This window comes from Weizmannia sp. FSL W8-0401 (assembly GCF_038009125.1).
GTDB classification, from domain to species: Bacteria; Bacillota; Bacilli; order Bacillales; family Bacillaceae_C; genus Weizmannia; species Weizmannia coagulans.
In genome coordinates this window covers 1,138,447-1,159,360 of sequence record NZ_JBBPAG010000001.1, presented here as the reverse complement: position 1 = coordinate 1,159,360, position 20,914 = coordinate 1,138,447, and the positions used below count along the sequence as shown (strand labels likewise).

The 20,914-nt window shown below is 48.9% G+C and carries 20 protein-coding genes; 3 read left to right on the top strand and 17 right to left on the bottom strand.

Translation table 11 applies throughout. The features are described from left to right. The 10 genes from mraY to NSU00_RS05390 form a co-directional block, all read right to left on the bottom strand. A complete protein-coding gene (gene mraY / locus NSU00_RS05435; protein WP_013858973.1) occupies positions 1-975 on the bottom strand; it encodes a phospho-N-acetylmuramoyl-pentapeptide-transferase in 975 nt (324 codons plus the stop codon). Then, positions 972-1,412 carry a hypothetical protein gene (locus tag NSU00_RS05430; RefSeq protein ID WP_017553743.1) on the bottom strand — a complete coding sequence of 147 codons (441 nt, stop codon included), beginning with the start codon at positions 1,410-1,412 and terminating at the stop codon, positions 972-974. The genes mraY and NSU00_RS05430 overlap by 4 nt, the downstream gene beginning before the upstream one ends. Before the next feature lie 5 nt (positions 1,413-1,417). Beyond that, positions 1,418-2,875, bottom strand: a complete 1,458-nt coding sequence (locus tag NSU00_RS05425; protein ID WP_340702495.1) for a UDP-N-acetylmuramoyl-L-alanyl-D-glutamate--2,6-diaminopimelate ligase — start codon at positions 2,873-2,875, stop codon at positions 1,418-1,420. A gap of 274 nt (positions 2,876-3,149) precedes the next feature. Then, on the bottom strand, positions 3,150-5,066 hold the full coding sequence (locus tag NSU00_RS05420; protein WP_029142128.1) for a stage V sporulation protein D: 1,917 nt from the start codon (positions 5,064-5,066) through the stop codon (positions 3,150-3,152). A gap of 238 nt (positions 5,067-5,304) precedes the next feature. After that, positions 5,305-7,443: a penicillin-binding protein gene (locus tag NSU00_RS05415; protein ID WP_340702494.1), complete on the bottom strand. Its 2,139-nt coding sequence runs from the start codon at positions 7,441-7,443 to the stop codon at positions 5,305-5,307. Next, on the bottom strand, positions 7,440-7,799 hold the full coding sequence (ftsL, locus tag NSU00_RS05410) for a cell division protein FtsL (RefSeq protein ID WP_013858968.1): 360 nt from the start codon (positions 7,797-7,799) through the stop codon (positions 7,440-7,442). Before ftsL ends, NSU00_RS05415 begins: the two co-directional genes overlap by 4 nt. Before the next feature lie 21 nt (positions 7,800-7,820). Continuing rightward, positions 7,821-8,750: a 16S rRNA (cytosine(1402)-N(4))-methyltransferase RsmH gene (gene rsmH / locus NSU00_RS05405; RefSeq protein ID WP_340703520.1), complete on the bottom strand. Its 930-nt coding sequence runs from the start codon at positions 8,748-8,750 to the stop codon at positions 7,821-7,823. 27 nt (positions 8,751-8,777) lie between these two features. Further along, entirely contained in the window at positions 8,778-9,209 is a 432-nt protein-coding gene (mraZ, locus tag NSU00_RS05400; protein ID WP_029142125.1) for a division/cell wall cluster transcriptional repressor MraZ, read from the bottom strand. A gap of 255 nt (positions 9,210-9,464) precedes the next feature. Next, positions 9,465-11,084 (bottom strand): bacillithiol biosynthesis cysteine-adding enzyme BshC, encoded by a 1,620-nt coding sequence (bshC, locus tag NSU00_RS05395; RefSeq protein ID WP_340703519.1) that lies wholly within the window; start codon positions 11,082-11,084, stop codon positions 9,465-9,467. Positions 11,085-11,249: 165 nt separating this feature from the next. Continuing rightward, positions 11,250-12,128, bottom strand: a complete 879-nt coding sequence (locus tag NSU00_RS05390; protein WP_340703518.1) for a 2-dehydropantoate 2-reductase — start codon at positions 12,126-12,128, stop codon at positions 11,250-11,252. A 217-nt stretch (positions 12,129-12,345) separates the two neighbouring features. Between NSU00_RS05390 and NSU00_RS05385 the strand changes: the two genes are divergently transcribed. Next, positions 12,346-12,846, top strand: a complete 501-nt coding sequence (locus NSU00_RS05385) for an N-acetyltransferase (RefSeq protein ID WP_340703517.1) — start codon at positions 12,346-12,348, stop codon at positions 12,844-12,846. 84 nt (positions 12,847-12,930) lie between these two features. On the opposite strand, the gene NSU00_RS05380 is transcribed toward NSU00_RS05385, so the two are convergent. From NSU00_RS05380 to NSU00_RS05370, 3 genes are all read right to left on the bottom strand, one after another. Continuing rightward, positions 12,931-13,443: an RsfA family transcriptional regulator gene (locus NSU00_RS05380; RefSeq protein ID WP_340703516.1), complete on the bottom strand. Its 513-nt coding sequence runs from the start codon at positions 13,441-13,443 to the stop codon at positions 12,931-12,933. Positions 13,444-13,616: 173 nt separating this feature from the next. Then, positions 13,617-13,790 carry a 50S ribosomal protein L32 gene (rpmF, locus tag NSU00_RS05375; RefSeq protein ID WP_017553868.1) on the bottom strand — a complete coding sequence of 58 codons (174 nt, stop codon included), beginning with the start codon at positions 13,788-13,790 and terminating at the stop codon, positions 13,617-13,619. A gap of 53 nt (positions 13,791-13,843) precedes the next feature. After that, on the bottom strand, positions 13,844-14,389 hold the full coding sequence (locus NSU00_RS05370; protein WP_029142121.1) for a YceD family protein: 546 nt from the start codon (positions 14,387-14,389) through the stop codon (positions 13,844-13,846). 281 nt (positions 14,390-14,670) lie between these two features. On the opposite strand from NSU00_RS05370, the gene NSU00_RS05365 reads away from it, so the two are divergent. Then, positions 14,671-15,894, top strand: a complete 1,224-nt coding sequence (locus tag NSU00_RS05365) for a nucleotidyltransferase (RefSeq protein WP_340703515.1) — start codon at positions 14,671-14,673, stop codon at positions 15,892-15,894. A 244-nt stretch (positions 15,895-16,138) separates the two neighbouring features. Here NSU00_RS05365 and NSU00_RS05360 read toward each other — a convergent pair whose 3' ends face one another. Next, a complete protein-coding gene (locus tag NSU00_RS05360) occupies positions 16,139-17,188 on the bottom strand; it encodes a SepM family pheromone-processing serine protease (protein ID WP_340702489.1) in 1,050 nt (349 codons plus the stop codon). Next, a complete protein-coding gene (locus NSU00_RS05355; protein WP_029142118.1) occupies positions 17,185-17,976 on the bottom strand; it encodes a patatin-like phospholipase family protein in 792 nt (263 codons plus the stop codon). Before NSU00_RS05355 ends, NSU00_RS05360 begins: the two co-directional genes overlap by 4 nt. A 125-nt stretch (positions 17,977-18,101) precedes the next feature. On the opposite strand from NSU00_RS05355, the gene ylbJ reads away from it, so the two are divergent. Then, the gene (ylbJ, locus tag NSU00_RS05350; protein WP_029142117.1) at positions 18,102-19,322 is read left to right on the top strand and encodes a sporulation integral membrane protein YlbJ; all 1,221 of its coding nucleotides are present in this window, start codon (positions 18,102-18,104) and stop codon (positions 19,320-19,322) included. A gap of 244 nt (positions 19,323-19,566) precedes the next feature. On the opposite strand, the gene coaD is transcribed toward ylbJ, so the two are convergent. After that, positions 19,567-20,061 carry a pantetheine-phosphate adenylyltransferase gene (gene coaD, locus NSU00_RS05345; protein WP_029713796.1) on the bottom strand — a complete coding sequence of 165 codons (495 nt, stop codon included), beginning with the start codon at positions 20,059-20,061 and terminating at the stop codon, positions 19,567-19,569. After that, the gene (gene rsmD / locus NSU00_RS05340; RefSeq protein ID WP_340703514.1) at positions 20,018-20,614 is read right to left on the bottom strand and encodes a 16S rRNA (guanine(966)-N(2))-methyltransferase RsmD; all 597 of its coding nucleotides are present in this window, start codon (positions 20,612-20,614) and stop codon (positions 20,018-20,020) included. Before rsmD ends, coaD begins: the two co-directional genes overlap by 44 nt. Positions 20,615-20,914: the final 300 nt, after the last annotated feature.

Genomic DNA, 20,914 nt, shown 5'->3' with positions numbered 1-20,914 from the left:
TTACATCCACACCTCGATATAAATTCCTAAAATCGCACACAAAAGGCCTACCGCCCAGAACGTCACGACAACACGCCATTCCGACCAGCCCGCCAGCTCATAATGGTGGTGCAGCGGGCTCATCCTGAAAATTCTTTTTCCTGTTGTCTTAAATGATATCACCTGGAGAATGACAGACAAAGTCTCGATGACAAAAACACCGCCAATCACAATTAAAAGAATCTCAAGATTGGTCAGAATCGAAATGGCGGCAATCGCCCCGCCCAATGCAAGCGATCCAGTGTCCCCCATGAAAACTTTTGCCGGATGGGCATTAAAGACGAGAAAACCGAGCACGGCCCCAACTACGGCAACCGAAAACAGGGCGACATCCGCCTGTGACTGGTTCCATGCCAAAACGGCGAATGCCCCGAAAGCAATCGCTGCCGTCCCGGATACAAGGCCGTCAAGCCCGTCCGTCAGATTGACCGCATTGGAAAACCCGACAAGCCAGAGAAGAATGATGACAAAGTAAAACCAGCCGAAATCAACCGATTTGTCCGTAAACGGAATCGAGACTTCCGAAGATAAATGGAAGTGGCGGAAAACGACATAAAAAATGACGGCAACGAGAATCTGGCCAAGCAGTTTCTGCTTCGATGTAAGACCAAGATTCCGCTTCATCACCACTTTTATAAAGTCATCCAAAAATCCGAGCAGCCCGAATCCGATCGTAACAAGCAGCAGCAGGTAAATTCTGACAGTCGGTTCAGCGAATTTACCGGCCATGACCAGCGTGGATGCAATGATCGATACCAAAATAATCAAGCCGCCCATTGTCGGCGTCCCGGATTTTTTCTGGTGCGATTTCGGGCCTTCTTCCCGGATGCTCTGGCCGAATTTCAGTCTCCTTAAAAAAGGGATAAAAACGGGCGAAAGCAGCACGGAAATTAAAAAAGCCATCAGCGTTGTAAAAAAAATTACCTGCTCGATCATGCTTTTTCCCTCCCGTGGCGCCTGCATGCACAAAGCAGCCGCTTCCTGTTTTCCGCATCCGCCAAATCATATGTATGAGGGTTTTTGTCCCGCAATTCCGGGCCATAAAAAATAAAAGTTGTCTTCATATCCAAATCCTTGCTTTCCATTTTTTTTAGATAAAACTGTACCAGTTGTGTAAAAGCAAAAGAAACATCTTCTGCCATAAACAGCGGAAAATCATTCGGTATATAGCGGGGCACGGGCGCATCTTTTTTCCAAAGCGCCGCGATTGCCCCGTGTGCAATTGCCCGGTTAATGTCCGGTTCAGAAAAAGGGACGTATAATCCCTTTGGCTGGTTTACATCTGCAAACACGCTGACTGTTGCAAATTCGAGCGCCATCTCCATGCCGCGGCCCAAACTGAAAAGGCGGGCTGTATCCCCGAATGATAACATATGCTTCACCGCTCCTTTATCATTTCCAGTGCAACTTCCCTGTCATCAAAATGATGCACTTCATTTCCAATGATTTGATAAGTTTCATGGCCTTTTCCGGCAATCAGGACAACATCCCCCGCCTTTGCACGGAAAATGGCTGTTTTGATTGCTTCCCTCCGGTCGGGGATGCATGCATACCGCTCGCCTTCTACCCCTTTTTCCATCTCGCGCAAAATGGCAAGCGGATCTTCGCTGCGCGGATTATCCGATGTAAAAATCGGATAATCCGCATATTTACAGGCAATTTGCGCCATCACCGGCCGCTTTGTTTTATCGCGGTCGCCGCCGCAGCCAACAACGACAAAGATTTTTTTCTTGGCAAACTGCCGGACCGTTTTCAGGACATTTTCCAGACTGTCGGGCGTGTGCGCATAATCGACAATCACGGAAAAATCCTGGCCGCCGTTTACGAGCTCAAACCGGCCGCGCACGCCTTCCATCGCTTCCGCCGTTTTAATGATCGAATCAAGCGGCACCCCGGAAACAACCCCGGTTGCGATCGCTGCGAGCATATTATAGACGCTGAACTTCCCGACAAGCTGCAGACGGACTTCCCGTTTTTCAAACGGCGTCACAAGCGTGAATGTCGTCCCACGGGCGTGCATGTCAATGTTTTCGGCCATAAAATCCGCATCGCGGTCGATCCCGTACGTTATGACAGGCACCGCTGTTACTTGTTCAAATTCTTTTGATGCGGCGTCATCTGCATTTAAAATGGCATATTTCGGCTTATCCTGCGGGCAGGAGTTCCCGAGCTGCGAAAACAATAAACTTTTAGCGCGCCGGTATTCTGCCATTGTTTTATGGTAATCGAGATGATCCTGCGTGAGATTTGTGAAAACGGCAATATCATAGTCGCAGCCGTGCACCCGGCCTTCAACAAGCGAATGCGAAGAAACTTCCATCACACAGTCGGTGACGCCGCGCGCGTTCATTTCATGAAATATTTTTTGCAATGTCAGGCTGTCCGGCGTTGTGTTTTTCGTTTCCAGCGTTTCATCGCCAATTTTCATATACATCGTGCCAATCAGGCCGGTCGTTCTGCCTGCATCCCGGTATATTTTTTCGATAATATGGCTCGTTGTTGTTTTTCCGTTTGTGCCGGTAATCCCGACAAGGCGGAGCTTGCGGGACGGCTGCCCGTAAAACCGGTCTGCAAGGAGCGCCATTGCCCGTTTTGTATTGCGGACGATAATGACCGGTACATCCACATCGACCGGCTTTTCGGCTAAAATGGCTGCTGCGCCCCGTTTTGCCGCATCAACGGCAAACTTGTGCCCGTCAACCGTATAGCCTTTGATGCAAATAAACAGACTGTTTTTCGTGACAAGCCGGCTATCCTGGACAAGTTCCGTAATTTCCGGATTCACAGCAGGCATTTTCACAAACGACAATGCCTCTAACAATGTATGTAACTTCATTTGCTTCCAACCCTTCCTGTTCCAAACCCTTGTTGCTGCATCTTTTTTGTGTATACATGTAAATACAGTCCTTTTCTATTGTACAAAAAAAACGGCCATTAAGCTATGAAGTCCTGCTGATTTTTAAAATGTAAGCCGGAGCAGCCCTGTTTTATGCCCCTTGAAACAAAAACACGGGCGGCCGGACATACGGCGCCGCCCTGTTTTCCTGCATGCAAATCCGGATTGTCGGGCCTGGCGGGGCCCAAGTAAATAAGGAAATGGAAAGTCTGTTTTACTGCATGTAAACCCGGATCGTTGAGCCTTCTTCCACTTTCACGCCTGGTTCAGGGGACTGCCGGATCACCTTGTTTCCGGATCCGCTGACGTCAAGTTTGAGATTGTATTGGTCGTTCATCATCTCTTTTTTCGTCTCCCCGATTAAATTTGGCACTTTCACCGTTGGCGTTTCAAAATAACTTTTTTCTTTTTCCGCCTGGTTTTTCACCGGCTTGACGCCCATGGCACGCAGGCTGTCGCCGATGATCGTGCCCGCGATCGGGGCTGCCACCTGGCCGCCGAATTGGATCGTATTTTTCGGATTATCGACCGCCAAGTAGACGACGATTTTTGGATCATTGGCCGGGGCGAAACCGATAAAGGATAAAACATAATTGTTTTCGAGATAGCGGCCGTTTTTGGCTTTTTGCGCCGTCCCGGTTTTCCCGCCGACCGGATAACCGTCCACATAAGCATTTTTTCCGCTCCCCTGTGTGACAACTGTTTCAAGCGCATGGCGGATTTGTTTTGACGTGTTTTCCGAGATCACCCTTCTTTTGGCAACCGGGTTTTTTCGCATGACCGTTTCCCCAGTTTCAGGGTCGACGAGTTCCTTTGCAATATACGGTTTGTAGAGGATCCCGCCGTTTACGGCAGCCGAGACCGCCGCCACCTGCTGGATCGGCGTAACAGAAACCCCCTGCCCGAAAGCCGTTGTCGCTAGTTCAACCGGCCCGACGCGATCAAGGTTGAACAAAATGCCGGAAGCTTCGCCGGATAGATCCACGCCGGTTTTTGTGCCAAACCCGAAATTGCGGATGTATTTGAACAATGTATTTTTCCCGAGCCTTTCACCGAGTTCGACAAAACCCGGGTTGCATGAATTTTGGACAACCTCAAGGAACGTTTCGCTGCCGTGCCCGCCCCTTTTCCAGCAGTGCAGCGTCGAACCTCCGACTTCAACCGCGCCGGAATCGTAAAATTTGTCTTTTGTCAAATTCACTTTCTTTTCTTCAAGGGCGGCGGCAAGTGTGATAATTTTAAATGTCGATCCCGGTTCGTATGTGCTCCAGATCGGCAGGTTCCGGTTATACACTTCCTGCGGCACATTTTTATAATTGTCAGGCGTATAGCTCGGCCTGCTTGACATCCCGAGAATTTCCCCGGTGTCCGGGTCCATGGCGATCGCAATCAGCCCGTCCGGATGATATTTTTTTTCAGCATTATCGAGTTCGCGCTCAATGACCGTCTGGACTTTTGTATCAACCGTTAGCTTCAGGTCAAGCCCGTTTTTTGGCGCTTCATATTCATCCGCCATATCCTTCATCTTTTTCTTCCCTTTTGCGTCCGTATAAAACTCGACTGCCCCTTTTTTTCCGCTCAGCGCATCATCATAATACAGTTCGAGCCCGGTCAGCCCCTGATTGTCGGCGCCGGTGAATCCGAGTACATGCGAAAGGTAGCGGCCGAACGGATAATACCGCTTGGAATCTTCCGCGATATAGACCCCCGAAAGCCCGAGGCGGCGTACGTCATTTGCCTTTTCATTGCTGATTTTCCGCCCTTCTTTTATTCTGACAATCGATCTGACCTGTGTAATCTCTTTATAGATCTTTTCTTTGTCTGCATCAAGGGCGTTCCCCAGTTTTTCTGCCGTTTTCGCCGGGTCCTTGACCTGCCTCGGAATGATGAAAATCGTCGGGGCGCTTTGGTTGGAGGCAATCGGCACGCCGTTTCTGTCTTCGATTTTTCCCCGCTCCCCTTCAAAAGGGATACTTCTGCTCCATAGCGCTTTTGCCCTGTCCGTCAGCATATCCCCGAGCCCGAACTGGACATAACCGAGCCGCACATCTATAATGCTGAAAATGACAATCCCGCAAAGCAATATAAAAACAAGCCGCTTTCTCACCGTAACATTGGATACACGTTTCACGAGCGCGCCTCCTTTATTTAAATCTCAAAGCAGCAGACTCCACGGCGCAGGAAAGATGAAAAGTTTCAGCCCTGCAGGCTTTCTGAAATCCTGCAAATCCGCTCCGGGCGAAACAAGCCCTTTGTTGCCTTTACACCCATTTATATGCTTGTACGCATCCGGCTAGTACCTTTTCACGCGCATGAAAAAAAGCAAGCCTTGTGCTTGCTTTTTTTTCGGCATCCCTTCTGTCGCCCGCCTATGGATTCTTAAATTTTACAGTAAGGGCCTGCCCGGATTTCACCTTTGACTTTGCCGGAATGCTTTGTGATACGGCATAGCCTTCCCCGCTTATGGCCAGGCGGAGGCCGAGCAGTTTGGCAGCGCCCGCCACGTCACGTTTCGAAAAGCCGCGTATATCCGGCATTACCCTATTGCCATTTGTTTTCAAAAATACTTTTGCGCCCGGCAGTAGTTTTTCCTGTGCCTCGGGTTCCTGGGCTGTCACGGTATCGCCATCGCCGAGCACAACAGGGGTAAGCCCCAGTGCTCTTACGGCAGATGATGCTTCTGTCCGGCTGTCACCCGTAAAATCAGGAAGCTTGGCAAGGCGTACGGCCTTCCCTTTTGCCGGTTTAATATTTAAATATTGCAGGCTGTTCTTCATAATCGGGTTAAACAGCGCTTTAACCGGTTCGCCACCAAGCTCGCCTGCTTTTAAATGCGGCTGCTGGACAACGGCGTAAACGATTAATTTCGGATTGTCTTTCGGCGCCATGCCGAGAAAAGAAAAGATATAGTTATCGGTACCGGTTAAATATCCGCCGCCGTTCGGATTCGGGATCTGGGCGGTACCGGTTTTGCCGGTCACCTCATAGCCCGGAATGTTATAGGCCGTGCCGGTCCCGGTTTTTTTATTCGTCACAACCGTCCGCAAATAATCCCGGACTTTTTTCGCGGTGTCCGCGCTGATCGGGTTGCCGGCAACGGTTGGTTTTGTTTTTTCCGTTTTTCCGGTTGTGGGATTGACCACTTTGTCGACTACATACGGCTTCATCATTTTCCCGTCATTGGCAACCGCTGTTGCCGCCTGAATCATCTGCATTGCGGTAACGGTTGTGCCCTGACCGAATGTCGTCGTATACCGTTCGACCGGATAATCGTATAAAATTTTGCCGGAAGCTTCATTTGGCAAGCCGACTTTCGTCTTTTTCCCGAACCCGAACGCTTCCAAATATTGCTTAAGTTTATCCTGCTTAATATAATCAAGCAATGTGGCAAATGCGACATTCGAAGAACGCTGCAGCCCTTCCAGAAAGGTGATCCTGCCCCAGCCGACCCCGCCGTTATGGTCTTTAATCGGGTTTGGCACATTTTTTACATGGAATTCCCCTGACTTATAGGTCGCATACGGGTGAAAAGCGCCTTCCTGGACGGCCGCCGCCAAGGTAAAAATTTTCATCGTCGAGCCCGGTTCATAAGCGGTTTCGACTGCTTCGTTCTGCCAGACGCTCAAACCTTTCCGCGTTTCCGGGTCAAATGTCGGTCGCTGCCCCATCGCCAGTATCCTACCCGTTTTCGGATCTGCCACGACAACAAACGCTTTTTTCGGATTGTATTGCTTCTGGACTTTGCCAAGCGCATCTTCAACGAAAGACTGGATTTTCTTGTCAATCGTTAAATAGACATCTTCCCCGTTTTTCGGTTTGGTGACTTTTTTATGCGCGTTTGGCAAAATATATCCCCAAAAGTCGCCTTCATAACTGATTTTTCCGTCTTTCCCTTCCAAAGCGGCATTCATGCTTTTTTCGATTCCCATTACGCCTGCCATTTGGCCGCCCGTCTCATTTTTCTGCGCATAACCGACCAGATGGGAGGCAAACGAACCGTTCGGATACGTGCGTTTCGGCACCGCTTCGAACTGGATGCCCGGCAGGTTCAGTTTTTGAATTTCATTTTTTGTTTGATAGGGAATATCCTGCCCCGCTTTCCCGAATTCCACTTGAAACCGCCCTTTTTGTGTCAGAAGCGAATAGATTTTTGATTCGGGCATGTCAATATATTTTGCAAGGGCCTGGGCGGTTTTCCGGGGGTTGACAACATGTTTCGGATGTTCCGGATCAATCGTGGCTTTCGGGTCCAAAATAGCAACCAGATTGTACGAAACAACATTTTCGGCGATCACTTCCCCGCTTGCATCGTAAATATTGCCGCGGGAAGCGGGAATGGTGCTTGTCCGCAAATACTTTTTCGCCGCTTTTGCCGCGAGCACTTTCCCGTCTGCCTGCCCTGTGATTTCAATCGTCAAAAACCTTACGGCGATAATAAAAAAGGACAGACCGAATATGATAAATAATATCGCTGCCCCCCTGTTTGTATTCAGTTTTCTAGACTTCATTTATTTTCAACAACCTTGACATTATTCTCGTCCAATTTCAAGCCGAGTTTTTTTGCCTTTTCGTAAATACGGTCGTAGCGGCTTAATTCGCTTACTTGCATTTTCAAATCATCGGTCACCTTGTTTTTGTTCTGGATCGCGGTTTTCGTATCTTCAATCGACCGGTTGGCATTATAAATCGCAGCTTCCGTTGATACGATCTTCACGGCCATAATCAGAACGAACAAAGCAAAAAGGCTTGCGATAATCTTTTCCCCTAAAGTGATCTGCGCGCGTCTTGTGACCGGGGCTACTCTTTTTTCAACCTGTTGCTGTTGTTCCGGCGCACGTTTCGGCTGCCTTGCTAAATTACTCAAAAAACTCCCTCCTCTATTTTCTTAGCGTTTTTCCGCAATGCGCAGTTTAGCCGACCTTGACCGGTTGTTCCCGCCCACTTCCTCATCATCCGGGATAATGGGTTTTTTCGTAATGAGTTTTAATACGGGCTCGTATTCTTTTGGGATGACAGGCAGCCCATGCGGCAAATCTCCTGCACTGCTGAATTCTTTCAATATATTTTTACAAATGCGGTCTTCCAGGGAATGAAAGGTAATGACAGAGACCCGCCCGCCCGGTTTTAAAAGCGAAATGGCATCCGTTAAAGAAGTTTCAAAAGCGGATAATTCATCATTCACGGCAATCCGGATCGCCTGAAAGACCCTTTTTGCCGGATGCCCGCCTTTTCTTCGTGCGGGTGCGGGAATCGCTTCTTTAATTAGATCGGCCAGTTCACCGGTTGTTTCTATCGGTTTTTTGGCACGGGACGCCTCGATTTTGCGGGCGATTTGTTTTGAAAACTTTTCTTCCCCGTAACGGAAAAAGATCCGGACCAGTTTTTCATACGGCCATTCATTGACGACTTCATATGCGGTAAGCGGAGCATCGAGGTCCATCCGCATATCGAGCGGCGCATCATGCTGGTAGCTGAATCCCCGTTCCGGTGTATCAAGCTGCGGGGATGAGACGCCCAAATCATACAAGATGCCGTCGACAGCCTGCACACCGCGCGCTTTCAGTTCAGATTTTAAATAGCGGAAATTGCTTTTAATAAAAGTGATCCTGTTTTGGTCATGGGCAAGCTTTTCTTTGGCATGCTGAATCGCCGTTTCATCCTGGTCAAAAGCGTATAAATGCCCGCCGGTAAGCTGCTTAAGTAAATAGGCGCTGTGACCCCCGCCGCCGAGCGTGCAGTCAACATAAATCCCGTCCGGTTTGATATGTAGCCCGTCAACGGTTTCTTTCAGCAAAACAGTCTTGTGTTGAAACATACTGAATCTCCTATCCAATCGAACATGTTAAAGGTCAAAATCGATGAGGTTTTCCGCAATATCGGCAAAAGAGGCCTCCGATTCCTGAAAATATTCTTCCCATAAATCTTTGCTCCAAATCTCAATTCGATTGGAAACGCCGAGCACCACGCATTCTTTTTCGAGTTTCGCGTAGGAAAGGAGCGGTGCGGGAATCAGAATGCGCCCTTGCTTATCCCGCTCGCATTCGGTCGCCCCCGAAAAGAAAAATCGTGTGAATGCGCGGGCATCTTTTTTCGTTAACGGAAGGGACTTCAGTTTTTCTTCCACCTGTTTCCATTCATCCGCAGGGTAACCGAAAATGCAACGGTCAAGCCCGCGGGTAATGACAAACGTATCGCCAAGCTGTTCACGGAATTTGGCCGGTACAATCAAACGGCCTTTTACATCGATATTGTGCCGGTATTCTCCCATGAACATTGGCGCGTGCCCCCCGCTTCCCACTTCATATTAATAATTTACCACAATCCCCCACCTTTCACCACTTTAATTTTTATATTCTCCCCGCGCGCTTGATTTCCTGCTTTTTGCAAGAAAAAATCAATTGAAAACTTGCCGGCCGTAAAACCCGATTCCAGCATGGCCAGACCCCGGCAGCCCGCTTTTTCACTTCGCAAACCAACGCCCCTTCTCCCCTGTTTTTTTGCACAAAAAAAGCCGGCCGCTGTCAGCCGGTTAAATTTTAACGAGTTTATGGGTGCCGTCAAATGCGAACGGCAGGGCGGCAAGGGTGTGGATAAAGTCTGTCCCGTATTTGTTAAGGAAATAAAAAAGGTTCCAAACCCTTTCTTGGGGATTGCCGTCCGGGCGCAAAGCACGTTCGACCCGTGCGTATTTTTCAAGGACGGCATCATGTTTTCCCGCAATCTCTTCATCCACTTTCCGCTGCAAAAACGCAAGCTGCCCGAGGTGAAAATCGAGATTTTTGCGGGCAAGCGGTTGCAGCCCCTTTCCAATTGCGGCGAAAATTTTATCGTATTGCATTTTCAGCATTTTTTCTGTTTCTGCAATGAGTGCGTCCATATTCTCATCTTTTGCGGCATTCCAATATTTTTCCCGCTCTTTCCGGGTCCCGTATTTTAATACATGCCCGATATCGAGTTCCAGTTCCTCGATATCCCTTTGGACCGCTCGCTCAAGCAGCGTAATGTTGAGCCGCGGCACAAGAGGCGGCATAAGAATCCCCAATTCTTCAAACACCCGCTTCAGCTCGGCCCAGTACGCAATTTCGCCCGGCCCGCCGATAAACGCGAGGGTTGGGAAGAGCCATTCCTGCATGAGCGGTCGTGTGACAACATTATTGCTCAGCCGTTCAGGGCTTTTCGCACAAAGCGCGAGCAACGCTTCCTCCGTAAAAAAGGGGCTGCCGCCTTTCCCGGTAAATCCGCCGTGCTCCGGACTGTACGCAAGCAAAATCCGTTCCTTCCCGTCATAATAAAAAAGATTCAGCGCCCGGCTCGAAATGTCAATCGCTTTTGGAAACCCAAACCGCGCAATTTCCTGCTGCTGCCAGAGGACCGCTTCCGTAATCGTGCCATAATCCCGGATCATCCGTTCAAAAAACGGCGCCTCGATCTTCCGCAAGTGCGCATCAGCCGAATCGATGAGCAGCACCCCGTACGCCTTGAAAAGATCGTGGATCATGCAGGCAAACAGGTCAGAAAGGCTTTGCGCCCTGTCTGCAAACGCCTCCAGCCGGGAAAGAAGGGCATTGGTATGTTCGGTTTCGCCAAATGCTTCAAAAACTTTATGTATCCATTTCTTTAAATGGGCAGGATCCGGTTTGGTGTCAGAGATCATTTTTTTCTCAAGCGGCCCTTCAGCATAACTGAATTTTTTTAAACGCCTTTCCTGTTCAGCATAAATATGGTTCACTTCCAAATAGTCATGGTCCTCGCCCGCTATCCAGAAAACAGGCACAACCGGAATTTGAAGGACTTCTTCCTGCTCACTGGCAAGCCGGATAATGGAAATCAGTTTATGGATGGTATAAAGCGGCCCTGTTAAAAGCCCTGCCTGCTGGCCGCCGATCACAACAGCAGCGTCCGGCTGCCTTAATTTTTCCAAGGAACGGGCCGTCTCCGGAGAAATCCCAAATTTTTCCATATAGTGCCCGATACAATCTGCCAGCCCTTCCCGGTTAAAAGCCCGTTTTTTTAAATCTTCCACTCTTTTATGGAAAACAGAAGCATCCGTTATGTCATAATGAAAAAAATCCTTTACAGGAGATTTTTGCGCAAGATAGAGGGAAGCGAACCGATTCGTTGCTGGAATTGAAAAGTTTTCCAGTTCCATCAAATGATTCTTCCTTTCTCGTTTTCATTGATTTTCTCATTGAGTATAGCATTTTTGTGAAAAAAAGAAAAAAAGCCTGCCTGCCCGTTTCAAGGATGCCCGTTTCAAAAACAGAAGGCCTGTTTCCGGCCGCTGCAGGCACGGCGGCAACACCCGGAACGTGCCTCACCCCTTATCCTCCATCCCTTTCACCATTTCATAAAGGGCGGACGCAAGCGGAACCTGACTGTTTTGACGGGCAGCCGTTTCCAGCATGTAACCGAGAATCGCGTCAATCTCGGTCCGCGCTCCTTTTTTCACATCTTTCAGCATGGATGATTCATTTTCGCATGTATTTTTGCAAATGCCGGTGACTTCCTCCCACATCTTTTCCCGCGAAAGTTTCGGGAAAAGCGCCGCCAGTTCTTCAAATACGACGCGGAACACACGGGCATAATGCGGGTTTTTGACCAGTTCCCCGTTCTTTGCCTTTAAAATGGCTGTGAGCGGATTGATGACGGCATTGGCGAAACATTTGCGCAAAAGCATCAGCTCATAATCCGGCTGCATCGTGAACGGGAATGCATCTGTATGCAGCTGCACGCTTTCGTCCCATTTTCCGCGGTAGACGGCGATATTCGTTTTGCCGTGCCCGTTATGCTTCACCGTTGTGCCGTCAAGCCGGGATGCACCGTGCTCCACCGTGCCAACAAGGATCGTTTTTTGCGGCAATTTTTCAAGAAGAGCCAGATGGCCCATGCCGTTTTGCAAAAACAAGGCCGGCACCCCACCATCTTCGTGTTTTAAAACGGCTGCAACAGCGGGAAGGTCATATTGCTTGACGGCAACAATCACCAAATCCTGGGAGGAAAGTGAAGAGAACGTGCCATCCGCTTTGACAATCGTCCTGAACGAAGATGCGCTGTCTTTTACGGTAATCCCTTTTTCATTCAGCTGCCCGGCCTGTGCCTTCGTCCTTGGAAACAGGGTCACTTCATGCAACTTTCCAAGCCAGCCCCCGTATAATAAACCGATCGCGCCAGCGCCAATAATCCCGATTTTCATTTTGCCCGCCCCTTTCCATTTTCTTTGCTCCATTTTAACAGGCAATAAGGGAATGGAAAAGAAAATTCCGGACAAAAAATGAGGTGCGACCGCTTACACGTATTTCTTTCATTCTTCCAATTGTTTGTTATATAATGATAATATCAACCGGTTTTATGCAAGAATCGCCGCCATGCTGCCGCGACACAGCACTATAAAGAGGGATGGGGGAATTGATATGGCTTACCAAGTGAAAAGGCTGAAAGTGAACTACAAAACGCTCGAAGAATTCAAACAGTTTAAAGAGTACGGGCAGCAGGAACTGTCCATGCTCGAAGATTTGCAAGACAATATTATTGAAGACAACGCCGACTCGCCATTTTACGGCATCTATTTTGCCGATAAACTCGTTGCGCGCATGAGCCTTTACGAACGGGATGCAAAATATGATCTCTATTTTGACCCTCCGCAAACATTTTTGGAACTTTGGAAACTGGAAGTGCTCCCGAACTATCAATATAAGAATTACGGCCGGGCGCTTGTTGATTTTGCCAAAAGCTTCGGGTTGCCGATTAAAACAAACGCCCGCCTGAAGTCGCGGGGATTTTGGGAAAAAATGGGGTTCAAACCCGTTCCTTATAATGTTGAGCGTGATTTGAGCGAAAATCCGTTTGTCTGGCTGCCGCACGGCGTGAAGCTGAAAGACGCAAAACAGGACAAAAAAACGACCTCTTCTTAAAGAACCGGATTCCGGTTCTTTTTTTGCCTTTTACGAACAAAAAATGTCCCCTGCCTTTTAAGGTCCAGGGGATGTGCCGCCGCTTTAATCTTGTTCAGACAACTGCCGTGCTTTTTCCATAATGGAAAGGAGCGCACTGTATTCTTTTTGCAGCTGCTCATGCTTTTCCTTTTCTTCAAGATACTTTTGAAGCAGCGCCTCATATTTGCTTTTCCATTCCTCTGTACCGCGCCGGGATGCGGACAACTGCCCACTCTCGTGCCTGCTTTTTTCCGCAAGCTGCTGAAGGATACGGATGGCATCAAACAGCGTCGCTTCTGCCTGCGGCCCTTCTTCAGCAGGCGCTCTCCCGGAATCCCGGACAAGCTGTTTTCTTTCCTTTCTTTCTTTTTTTGCGGCCTCAATTTCGGAGGCGTACTGCTTTCTCACATAAGAATTCCACCTAAACCCGCATGCCGCTGCGGTCCGGTTCATCCGCTTCCCTGCCTCTTCAAACGCCCGGAGCTGCGTGCTGCCTTCGCGGATATGGCGCAACACAATGTCCGATAGCAACAAATCTTCTTCCTTTGTCCAGGCATCCTGTCTGACTGCCGGCATATCTTTCCCCCCATCCTTTTTAATACTATTCATATGCCGTTAATAGAAAAGATAGACGAAAAGCCGCTGCAAAATTTCGAGGAAAAAGGGAAGAACAGGCAGGGGCTTATGGCGGGAAGGGATCGCGTTTTTTAGGCAAATAAAAAAGCACGGGTTTGCGCCGTGCTCTTTTATTATTTATTTACCACAACTTTGTCTTTGTAAAAACCGCAAGATGGGCATACGCGGTGCGCCATTTTCATTTCACCGCATCTCGGGCATTCAACCATGCCGGGAACTTGCAATTTAAAATGTGTGCGGCGTTTTCTTTTTGCCGTTTTAGAAGTTCTTCTAAAAGGTACAGCCATTCTTCCCACCTCCTTATAAGAGATCAGCATATCATTTTAGCCGAAGATGGCGGTTATTCAGAATCCTGGTCAAAAAATTTCGCAAGGCCGGCCATACGCGGGTCTACCGCTTTTTCCGCCTTCTGCTCCATTTCCAAATACTCGTCCTCCGTCAGCACCTGCCAGTTGTCCGTATGCGGCAGTTCGCCTTTTTTAGCTTCCTCGCTGAAAACTTGCATGGGAATGTCGAGCAAAATCAATTCTTTCATAACCGGTATCAAATCAATGACCTCATTTTCGGCAACATGCACTTCTTCATCTTCAGCGCCTTCATAATCGGAAGGCTCAAGAAGAAACGTTTCTGTCGATTTCAAGTCTACCGGGTAATGTACATCAACAAGCGTCCGGGCACAAGGCAGCACAAGCGTCCCTTCAACGTGAAGGTCAAACGTCACCCTGCCCCGCGCAACGCTCCCCGTTCCCGTTACGTGGAAAGGCGAGGCCCCGCGGATCTCGGAATCAGTTTCCATTAAATCTTTTGTAATATCAACCGACCCATCTATCTCAAAGCGCTTGTCCCGAAATTTTTGCAATTGAATGGCAGACCATTTCACTTTCATCACCCCAAGACAACAAAGGTAATTATAGCTTCCTTCATACCTTTTGTCAATATTTTTTGCTTTACAACCATGATGTCCAAAACGAAAATTTTTCTTCAAAACAGAAACCGGCCTAAACTTTTTAGGCGCATCCTTTTTACGCTTTTGTCTCAAGTCTCCCCGTTTTTTTCAAAAAATTTTGCAGCCGGCAGGATTGCTTTTTTTGCCGGTTATGTTAAAAATAACTTATCCCAAACGGATTTCTTTAAACATTCAAATCTTCCGGAAAGGGGAATCACAATTTGAAAAGTACCGGCATCATTGTGGAGTACAATCCTTTTCATAATGGCCATCTGCACCATCTTAGCGAGACGCGGCGGATGACAGGCGCAGAGTGCATCATTGCCGTTATGAGCGGCTATTTTACGCAGCGGGGCGAGCCGGCGCTTGTTTCAAAATGGACGCGGGCGGAGATGGCCGTATTATCGGGCGCGGATCTCGTTGTCGAACTGCCGTATGCATTTGCCGTGCAGCCTGCCGAAACATTTGCGGCAGGCGGGATTGCCGTTTTGGACGCTTTGCAGTGCAAAAGCTTCTGCTTCGGCAGCGAATCCGGCGACATCGAAGCATTCCGCCAGGCGGCCGCCGCCCTGCTTCAAAACGAGGCGGCATTTAACGCATCCGTCAAGCGCGAGGTCAAAAAAGGCATCAGCTATCCGGCTGCGCTATCAAACAGCTTTCAAAAGCTCGCCCCAGGCAGTGCGCTCGATTTACGTTCGCCCAATAATATTCTCGGCTTTCATTATATGCTCGCGGCAGCCAGGCAAAACCCGGCGATGGAGGCTTTTACCGTCCAAAGAAAAGCAGCCGGGCATCATGACGCCGCGATAACCAGTGAAATTGCAAGTGCGAGCGCCATCAGAAAAACCATCCTGCAAAGCGAAGATCTGCACGCTGCCCGCCCGGCAATACCGGAACCAGCGTTTCATGTACTGAGCCGGCACCGCAACAACAACGGGCACTTCCACCATTGGGCGCTTTACTGGCCTTTTTTGCACTACCGGCTGCTTTCCTCTTCCGAAGAGGAATTGCGCGCCATTTATGAAGTGGAAGAAGGCATTGAATACCGTTTAAAAAAAGCCGCGGTATCCGCCAACAGTTTTCCCGATTTCATGAGAAAAGTGAAAACAAAACGATACACATGGACAAGGCTACAGCGAATTTGCACCCATTTGTTAACCAATGCCAAAAAAACAGAAATCAAAAGGCATGCGGCAAAACCGGCGTATATCCGGCTGCTCGCCATGAACGAAACGGGAAGGCGCTATTTGAACAGCGTGAAAAAAACGGTACCGGTTCCCGTTATTTCAAAGTTTTCGCTGCAAACTGCCCCGCTGCTTGCACCGGACATAAGGGCCGCGCGGATATATGCCCTCCCGCTTCCGGCAAATGAACGGGAAAGCCTGATGGCGCGGGAATTCAGCAAGCCGCCTTTTTTCGCAGACGAAAAAACGGATGGCGCGTGAATCTGCAGGCTGCCTTTTTACAGGCGGAAAGCTTCGGGCATGGAGCTGGGAATAACCGGATGAAACGCAAGATGATGAGGACGGCTTTTTGCAGGGGAAAAAGCTGCATGCGTGCAGGCTGGCACCTTTTTTGAAAGCGAACAAGCCGGATCACACATTACATGCCGGCTTATAGGTAAAACCCGGAATGCGTGACGGCCTTCCCCTTATTAGGGAAAAGCCGCTAAAACAAGCGGCTTTCCGGTTATTTCTGTTTCAGGGCGTTTAAATAGGCGAGTGCATCATCCAGTGTTTTGACCGGTACAATTTTCATGTTCGTCCCGATTTCTTTCGCGGCCGCTCTTGCCTCTTCGTAATTCGGCTTGATGCCAGGGTCGGCTTTTTTCATTTCGGGTGGAATCGTATCATCCGGGGCAAAGAAAATGTCCGCCCCCGCTTTGTCCGCTGCAATCACTTTTTTATCAATTCCGCCGATGCGGCCAACCTCCCCGTTTGGCGAAATGGTTCCGGTTCCGGCAATTTTATAGCCTTTTGTAATGTCCTGTTTGGTCAGCTGGTTGTAGATTTCCAATGTGAACATCAGCCCGGCGGAAGGGCCGCCGATTTTTTCAGTATCCATTTTCACGGCCGGGTCGGATTTGATGGTCCGGTCATCGACAAGGCTGATCCCGATTCCCGTTTTATGGTGGTTTTCCTTAAATTTTGCAAGCGCAACGGTTGCCGTCTTCGCCTTTTTCTGGCGCACATAGGTCAATTCCACTTTGTCCCCGGCTTTTTTCTTTGCGACATAGTGCATAAACTGTTTGGAAGACTTGAATGCATGGCCATCCACTTTTGTAATTCTGTCTCCGGCTTTGAGCACTTTTGCGGCCGGCATCCCGTCATATACATTCAGGACATAAATCCCTTCATAACGGGAGCTAAACGGCCTTTTCGCCTTCTTAAAAGCAGCCTGGATAGCATTATGTTTTGCTGATTCCATTAAATAAAGCTGATAGACATTGTATTCCTCGTCCGTCATATTTTTATCCATAATTTCACGAACCGGCACGACATCCTCGTGTTTTCTCACTTTTGCCCAAAGATACGTATACGGATTCGCGCGGCCCATACGGACAGTCGTCAGCATCAACTGGCCTTTTTCAGGATAGCCACCTTTTACTTTGATCAGCGGGGCAAGCTGCATGGCGCTCCCCGGCATTTCAATATAATAAGGCAGCGGCACAAACGACAGGAGGGCAAGGATCAGCACTGCCGCAATCAGTATGCGCCGCCGGATGTTTCGGTGTTTCATTTGTCGAGCTCCTTCCATTTTTCCAGCAATTGCTGTATTTCAATTACGGATTGTTTTGCGGCTTCTTCCCCTATCTTAATGATTTGTCCGGCATTTGTAAAAGCCATTGAACTGTACATCGAGACATCGGGGCGGATCGAAACATGGGCTTCCGTTTTCCGGCTTTCGGCCAGTTCCATCTGCATGATATCGATGCTTTGCATAATAACATCATAAATATGGCGGATTTCCGCTTCTTTTTTCATGGCGGAAACATCCACCCCGACCAAAAGCTCCGCCCCCATTTCCTTTACAACAGACACCGGGACGCGGTCCGCCACGCCGCCGTCCACAAAGAGATGGCCCTTGATTTTTTTCGGGACAAAAATGCCGGGGATGGAAATGCTGGCGCGTACCGCTTCTGCAACCGGCCCTTTTCTGAACACCGTTTTTTCGCCGTTTGAAAGATTTGCGGCGACAACGGCGACAGGCGGGTTCAATTCTTCAAGTTTTTTCCCGTGAACGAGCAAGCGGATCAGATCTTCAATTCTTTTTCCTGAAATCAGGCCCATCTTGCCAATTTTAAAGTCCAAATAATATTTGCGTTTAAATGCGCCGGAAAGCAGCTCCATCTCGCGGACAGTCCGCCCCGCCCCATACAGCGCCGCAACCAGCGCCCCAATGCTGCTGCCGGAAATCATATCCACCGGAATGCCTTCCTCTTCGAAAACTTTCAATACACCGATATGCGCAAAACCTCTGGCGCCTCCCGAGCCGAGCGCCAATCCGATTTTCGGGCGGCCCGCCATCGTCCCCCTCCTCGTGCTTCTCTTTCGTACAGTTTATGGTCTAATTTACAGACCTATGAGTATATTTGATTTATAAGGACAAGCGAGCAAGTGCTGCGTATTGAAAGACAGGGGAGGAACACAGATTGTACCAGTCTAAACTCAAAAGCGCCATTTTGGCCTTCAGCGTTTCGATAATGGCGATTTCCATGATTGTATTGCCAGATGAATCTTTTAAAGCCTCCATTCAGGGTTTAAATATGTGGTGGGAAGTCGTTTTCCCTTCACTTTTTCCTTTTTTTGTCATTTCCGAACTGCTGATCGGCTTCGGAGTTGTCCGCTTCGTCGGTGTCCTCCTGGAGCCTTTAATGCGGCCATTGTTCCGTGTTCCGGGTGTTGGCGGGTTTACCTGGGCCATGGGGCTTGCTTCCGGCAATCCTTCAGGGGCAAAATTGACCGCACGTCTCCGCCAGGAAAAACAGATTGACCGGATTGAAGCAGAACGGCTTGTAGCGTTTACCAGTTCTTCCAGCCCCCTTTTTATTTTTGGAGCGGTCGCTGTCGGCTTTTTCCATAATCCTTCTCTCGGCATTTTGTTTGCCGCGGCGCATTATGCGGGCAATATTATTGTCGGCCTGGTGATGCGTTTTTACGGAACTGGCGAGGATACAAAAAGGCCGAAAAAGAAACATACCTTTCTTTTAAAAGAAGCGCTTATCGTTTTGCATGCGACAAGAATTAAAAACAGCAAGCCGATCGGGAAGCTGCTCGGGGACGCGGTAATGTCCGCCATCCAGACGCTCTTAATGATCGGCGGATTTATCATCCTGTTTTCAGTCTTTAATAAATTGCTTCTGTATATGCATGTCACATCCGTATTAGGCACGCTTGTCTCCCAGCTACTTCACCTCGCGCATTTTTCGGAAAAACTGAGCATCCCGCTCATTTCCGGCCTTTTCGAAGTGACGCTCGGGATCCAAATGATCAGTGAAGTCCAGGAATCCCCCCTGCTTCAGCAGGTCATCGCCGCAAGCTTTATCCTCGGCTTTGGCGGGTTCAGCATCCAGGCGCAGGTGGCCAGTATTCTTGCCCAGACGGATATCCGTTTCCGGCCGTTTGTTCTTGCCCGCGTGCTGCACGGCTTTCTGTCAGCTATGATCATCCGGCTCATTTGGAATCCGGTATACTTACGCTTTTTTGCCGAAAAAAGCGCGTGGCAGGAAGCTTTCAGCATGCCGGGTGGAGGCCGCAGCTTGTACGCGCGTTTGACAAATTGGCTTGAAATTTACGGGCCGCTGTTCACCCTGTCCTGTCTTGTGCTGTACATTTTCCTTTATTACCGATCCTGCCGGGCGGACCGGGCCTGACAGAGGCGCAAAAAAGCGGGGAGCATTCCCGCTTTTTCTGATGCCTTCGCAAATTTTCCGGTACACAGACCGGTACCCCGGGTCGGCCCTGTTTTTTTAGGGATTTTTAGTGCCGTGTATGAACGCGGCATACCCGGTTTTAGGGAGCCTTATTGGCCGGCGCTTTAAGTGCAAAACCGGCCCCGCCCGGGATTTTCCCGTCGCTTTATGTATAGCCGGCATGTCCGGTCCCCGGTCGCTTTTTCTATTGCCCCTGAAATTTCTTTTTCAATGCTTTATGCACAACCGGCGGTACAAGTTCAGCAATATTGCCGTGGTATTTGGCGATTTCTTTCACAATGCTTGAGCTGAGAAAAGAATATTGGTTGTTTGTCATGATAAAAAAGGTTTCAATTCTGTCATTCAGCACACGGTTCATGGACGTCAGCTGCAATTCATATTCAAAATCCGAAACAGCCCGTAAGCCCCGGATAATTACATCCACTTTTTTGGATTCCGCATATTCCATTAAAAGCCCCTGGAAGGAATCGACTTCCACATTCGGGATATCTTTTGTCACTTCCCGAATCAGCGCTTTTCTTTCTTCAATATCGAACAGCGGCTGTTTTGAAATATTATTCAGCACTGCCACATAAACTTTGTCAAATACTTTTGCCCCTCTTTTAATAATATCCAGATGCCCGTTTGTAATCGGATCAAAGCTGCCCGGGCATATCGCGGTCTTCCCCACGGGTTTCATCCCCCTTTTTCGTGTAAATCGTGATGCCGGTGATGCCGTACTGTGCTGTTTTATATGTATGAAGATTGCCCGCTTTTTCAGGCAAGGCCAGCCCGGCGTCGTGCTCGCAAACGGCGTAACCGTTTTCACGGAGAAGGCCGTTTGCCGAGATAAATTCCAGCATCGCGGTTAATTTTTGCTTTTTGTAAGGCGGGTCGAGGAATACCGCATCAAAGGCAAGCCCCCGTTTCGCCAGCACTTTCAATGCACGGCCGGCATCGTTCCGGTACACTTCACTCCTGCCTTCAAACCCGCATTTTGCCAGGTTGGCCCGGACGGTTTGCAGCGCCTGGATGTCCTTATCCACAAAAATGACTTTCTCCATGCCCCTGCTTAAGGCTTCAATCCCGAGCCCGCCGCTTCCTGCATATAAATCGAGGCCCAGGCCTTTTTCAAAATACGGGCCGATCATATTAAAAATCGCTTCTTTTACTTTATCTGTCGTAGGCCTCGTCCCCATTCCCGGAACGGCTTTTAAAACAGTGCCTTTTTGGCTGCCTGAAATGACTCTCATGCTGGTCACCACGTATCATCAGATTTCCATCTTATCCTACCATATTTTCCGGACGGGTGGAAAAGTTTTTCACCAAAATTTAAAGCAAAAGTATAATTCAGGAAAAGTTGGCCATAATGATACCAGCAGCATCAAAAGATGTTGCTGCCAACCGCGGAGAAGACTTACGTTTCCCCATAAGTTCTTCCTCCGGTTTCTCCTCTCCCTTTGCCTTCTGTCCGGAATAAGGATATAGAAGGGCCCTGCAGTATTGGCTGCAGGGTTTTTTATTTTCCGCATCTAGAGTGGGCACGTCGTTTC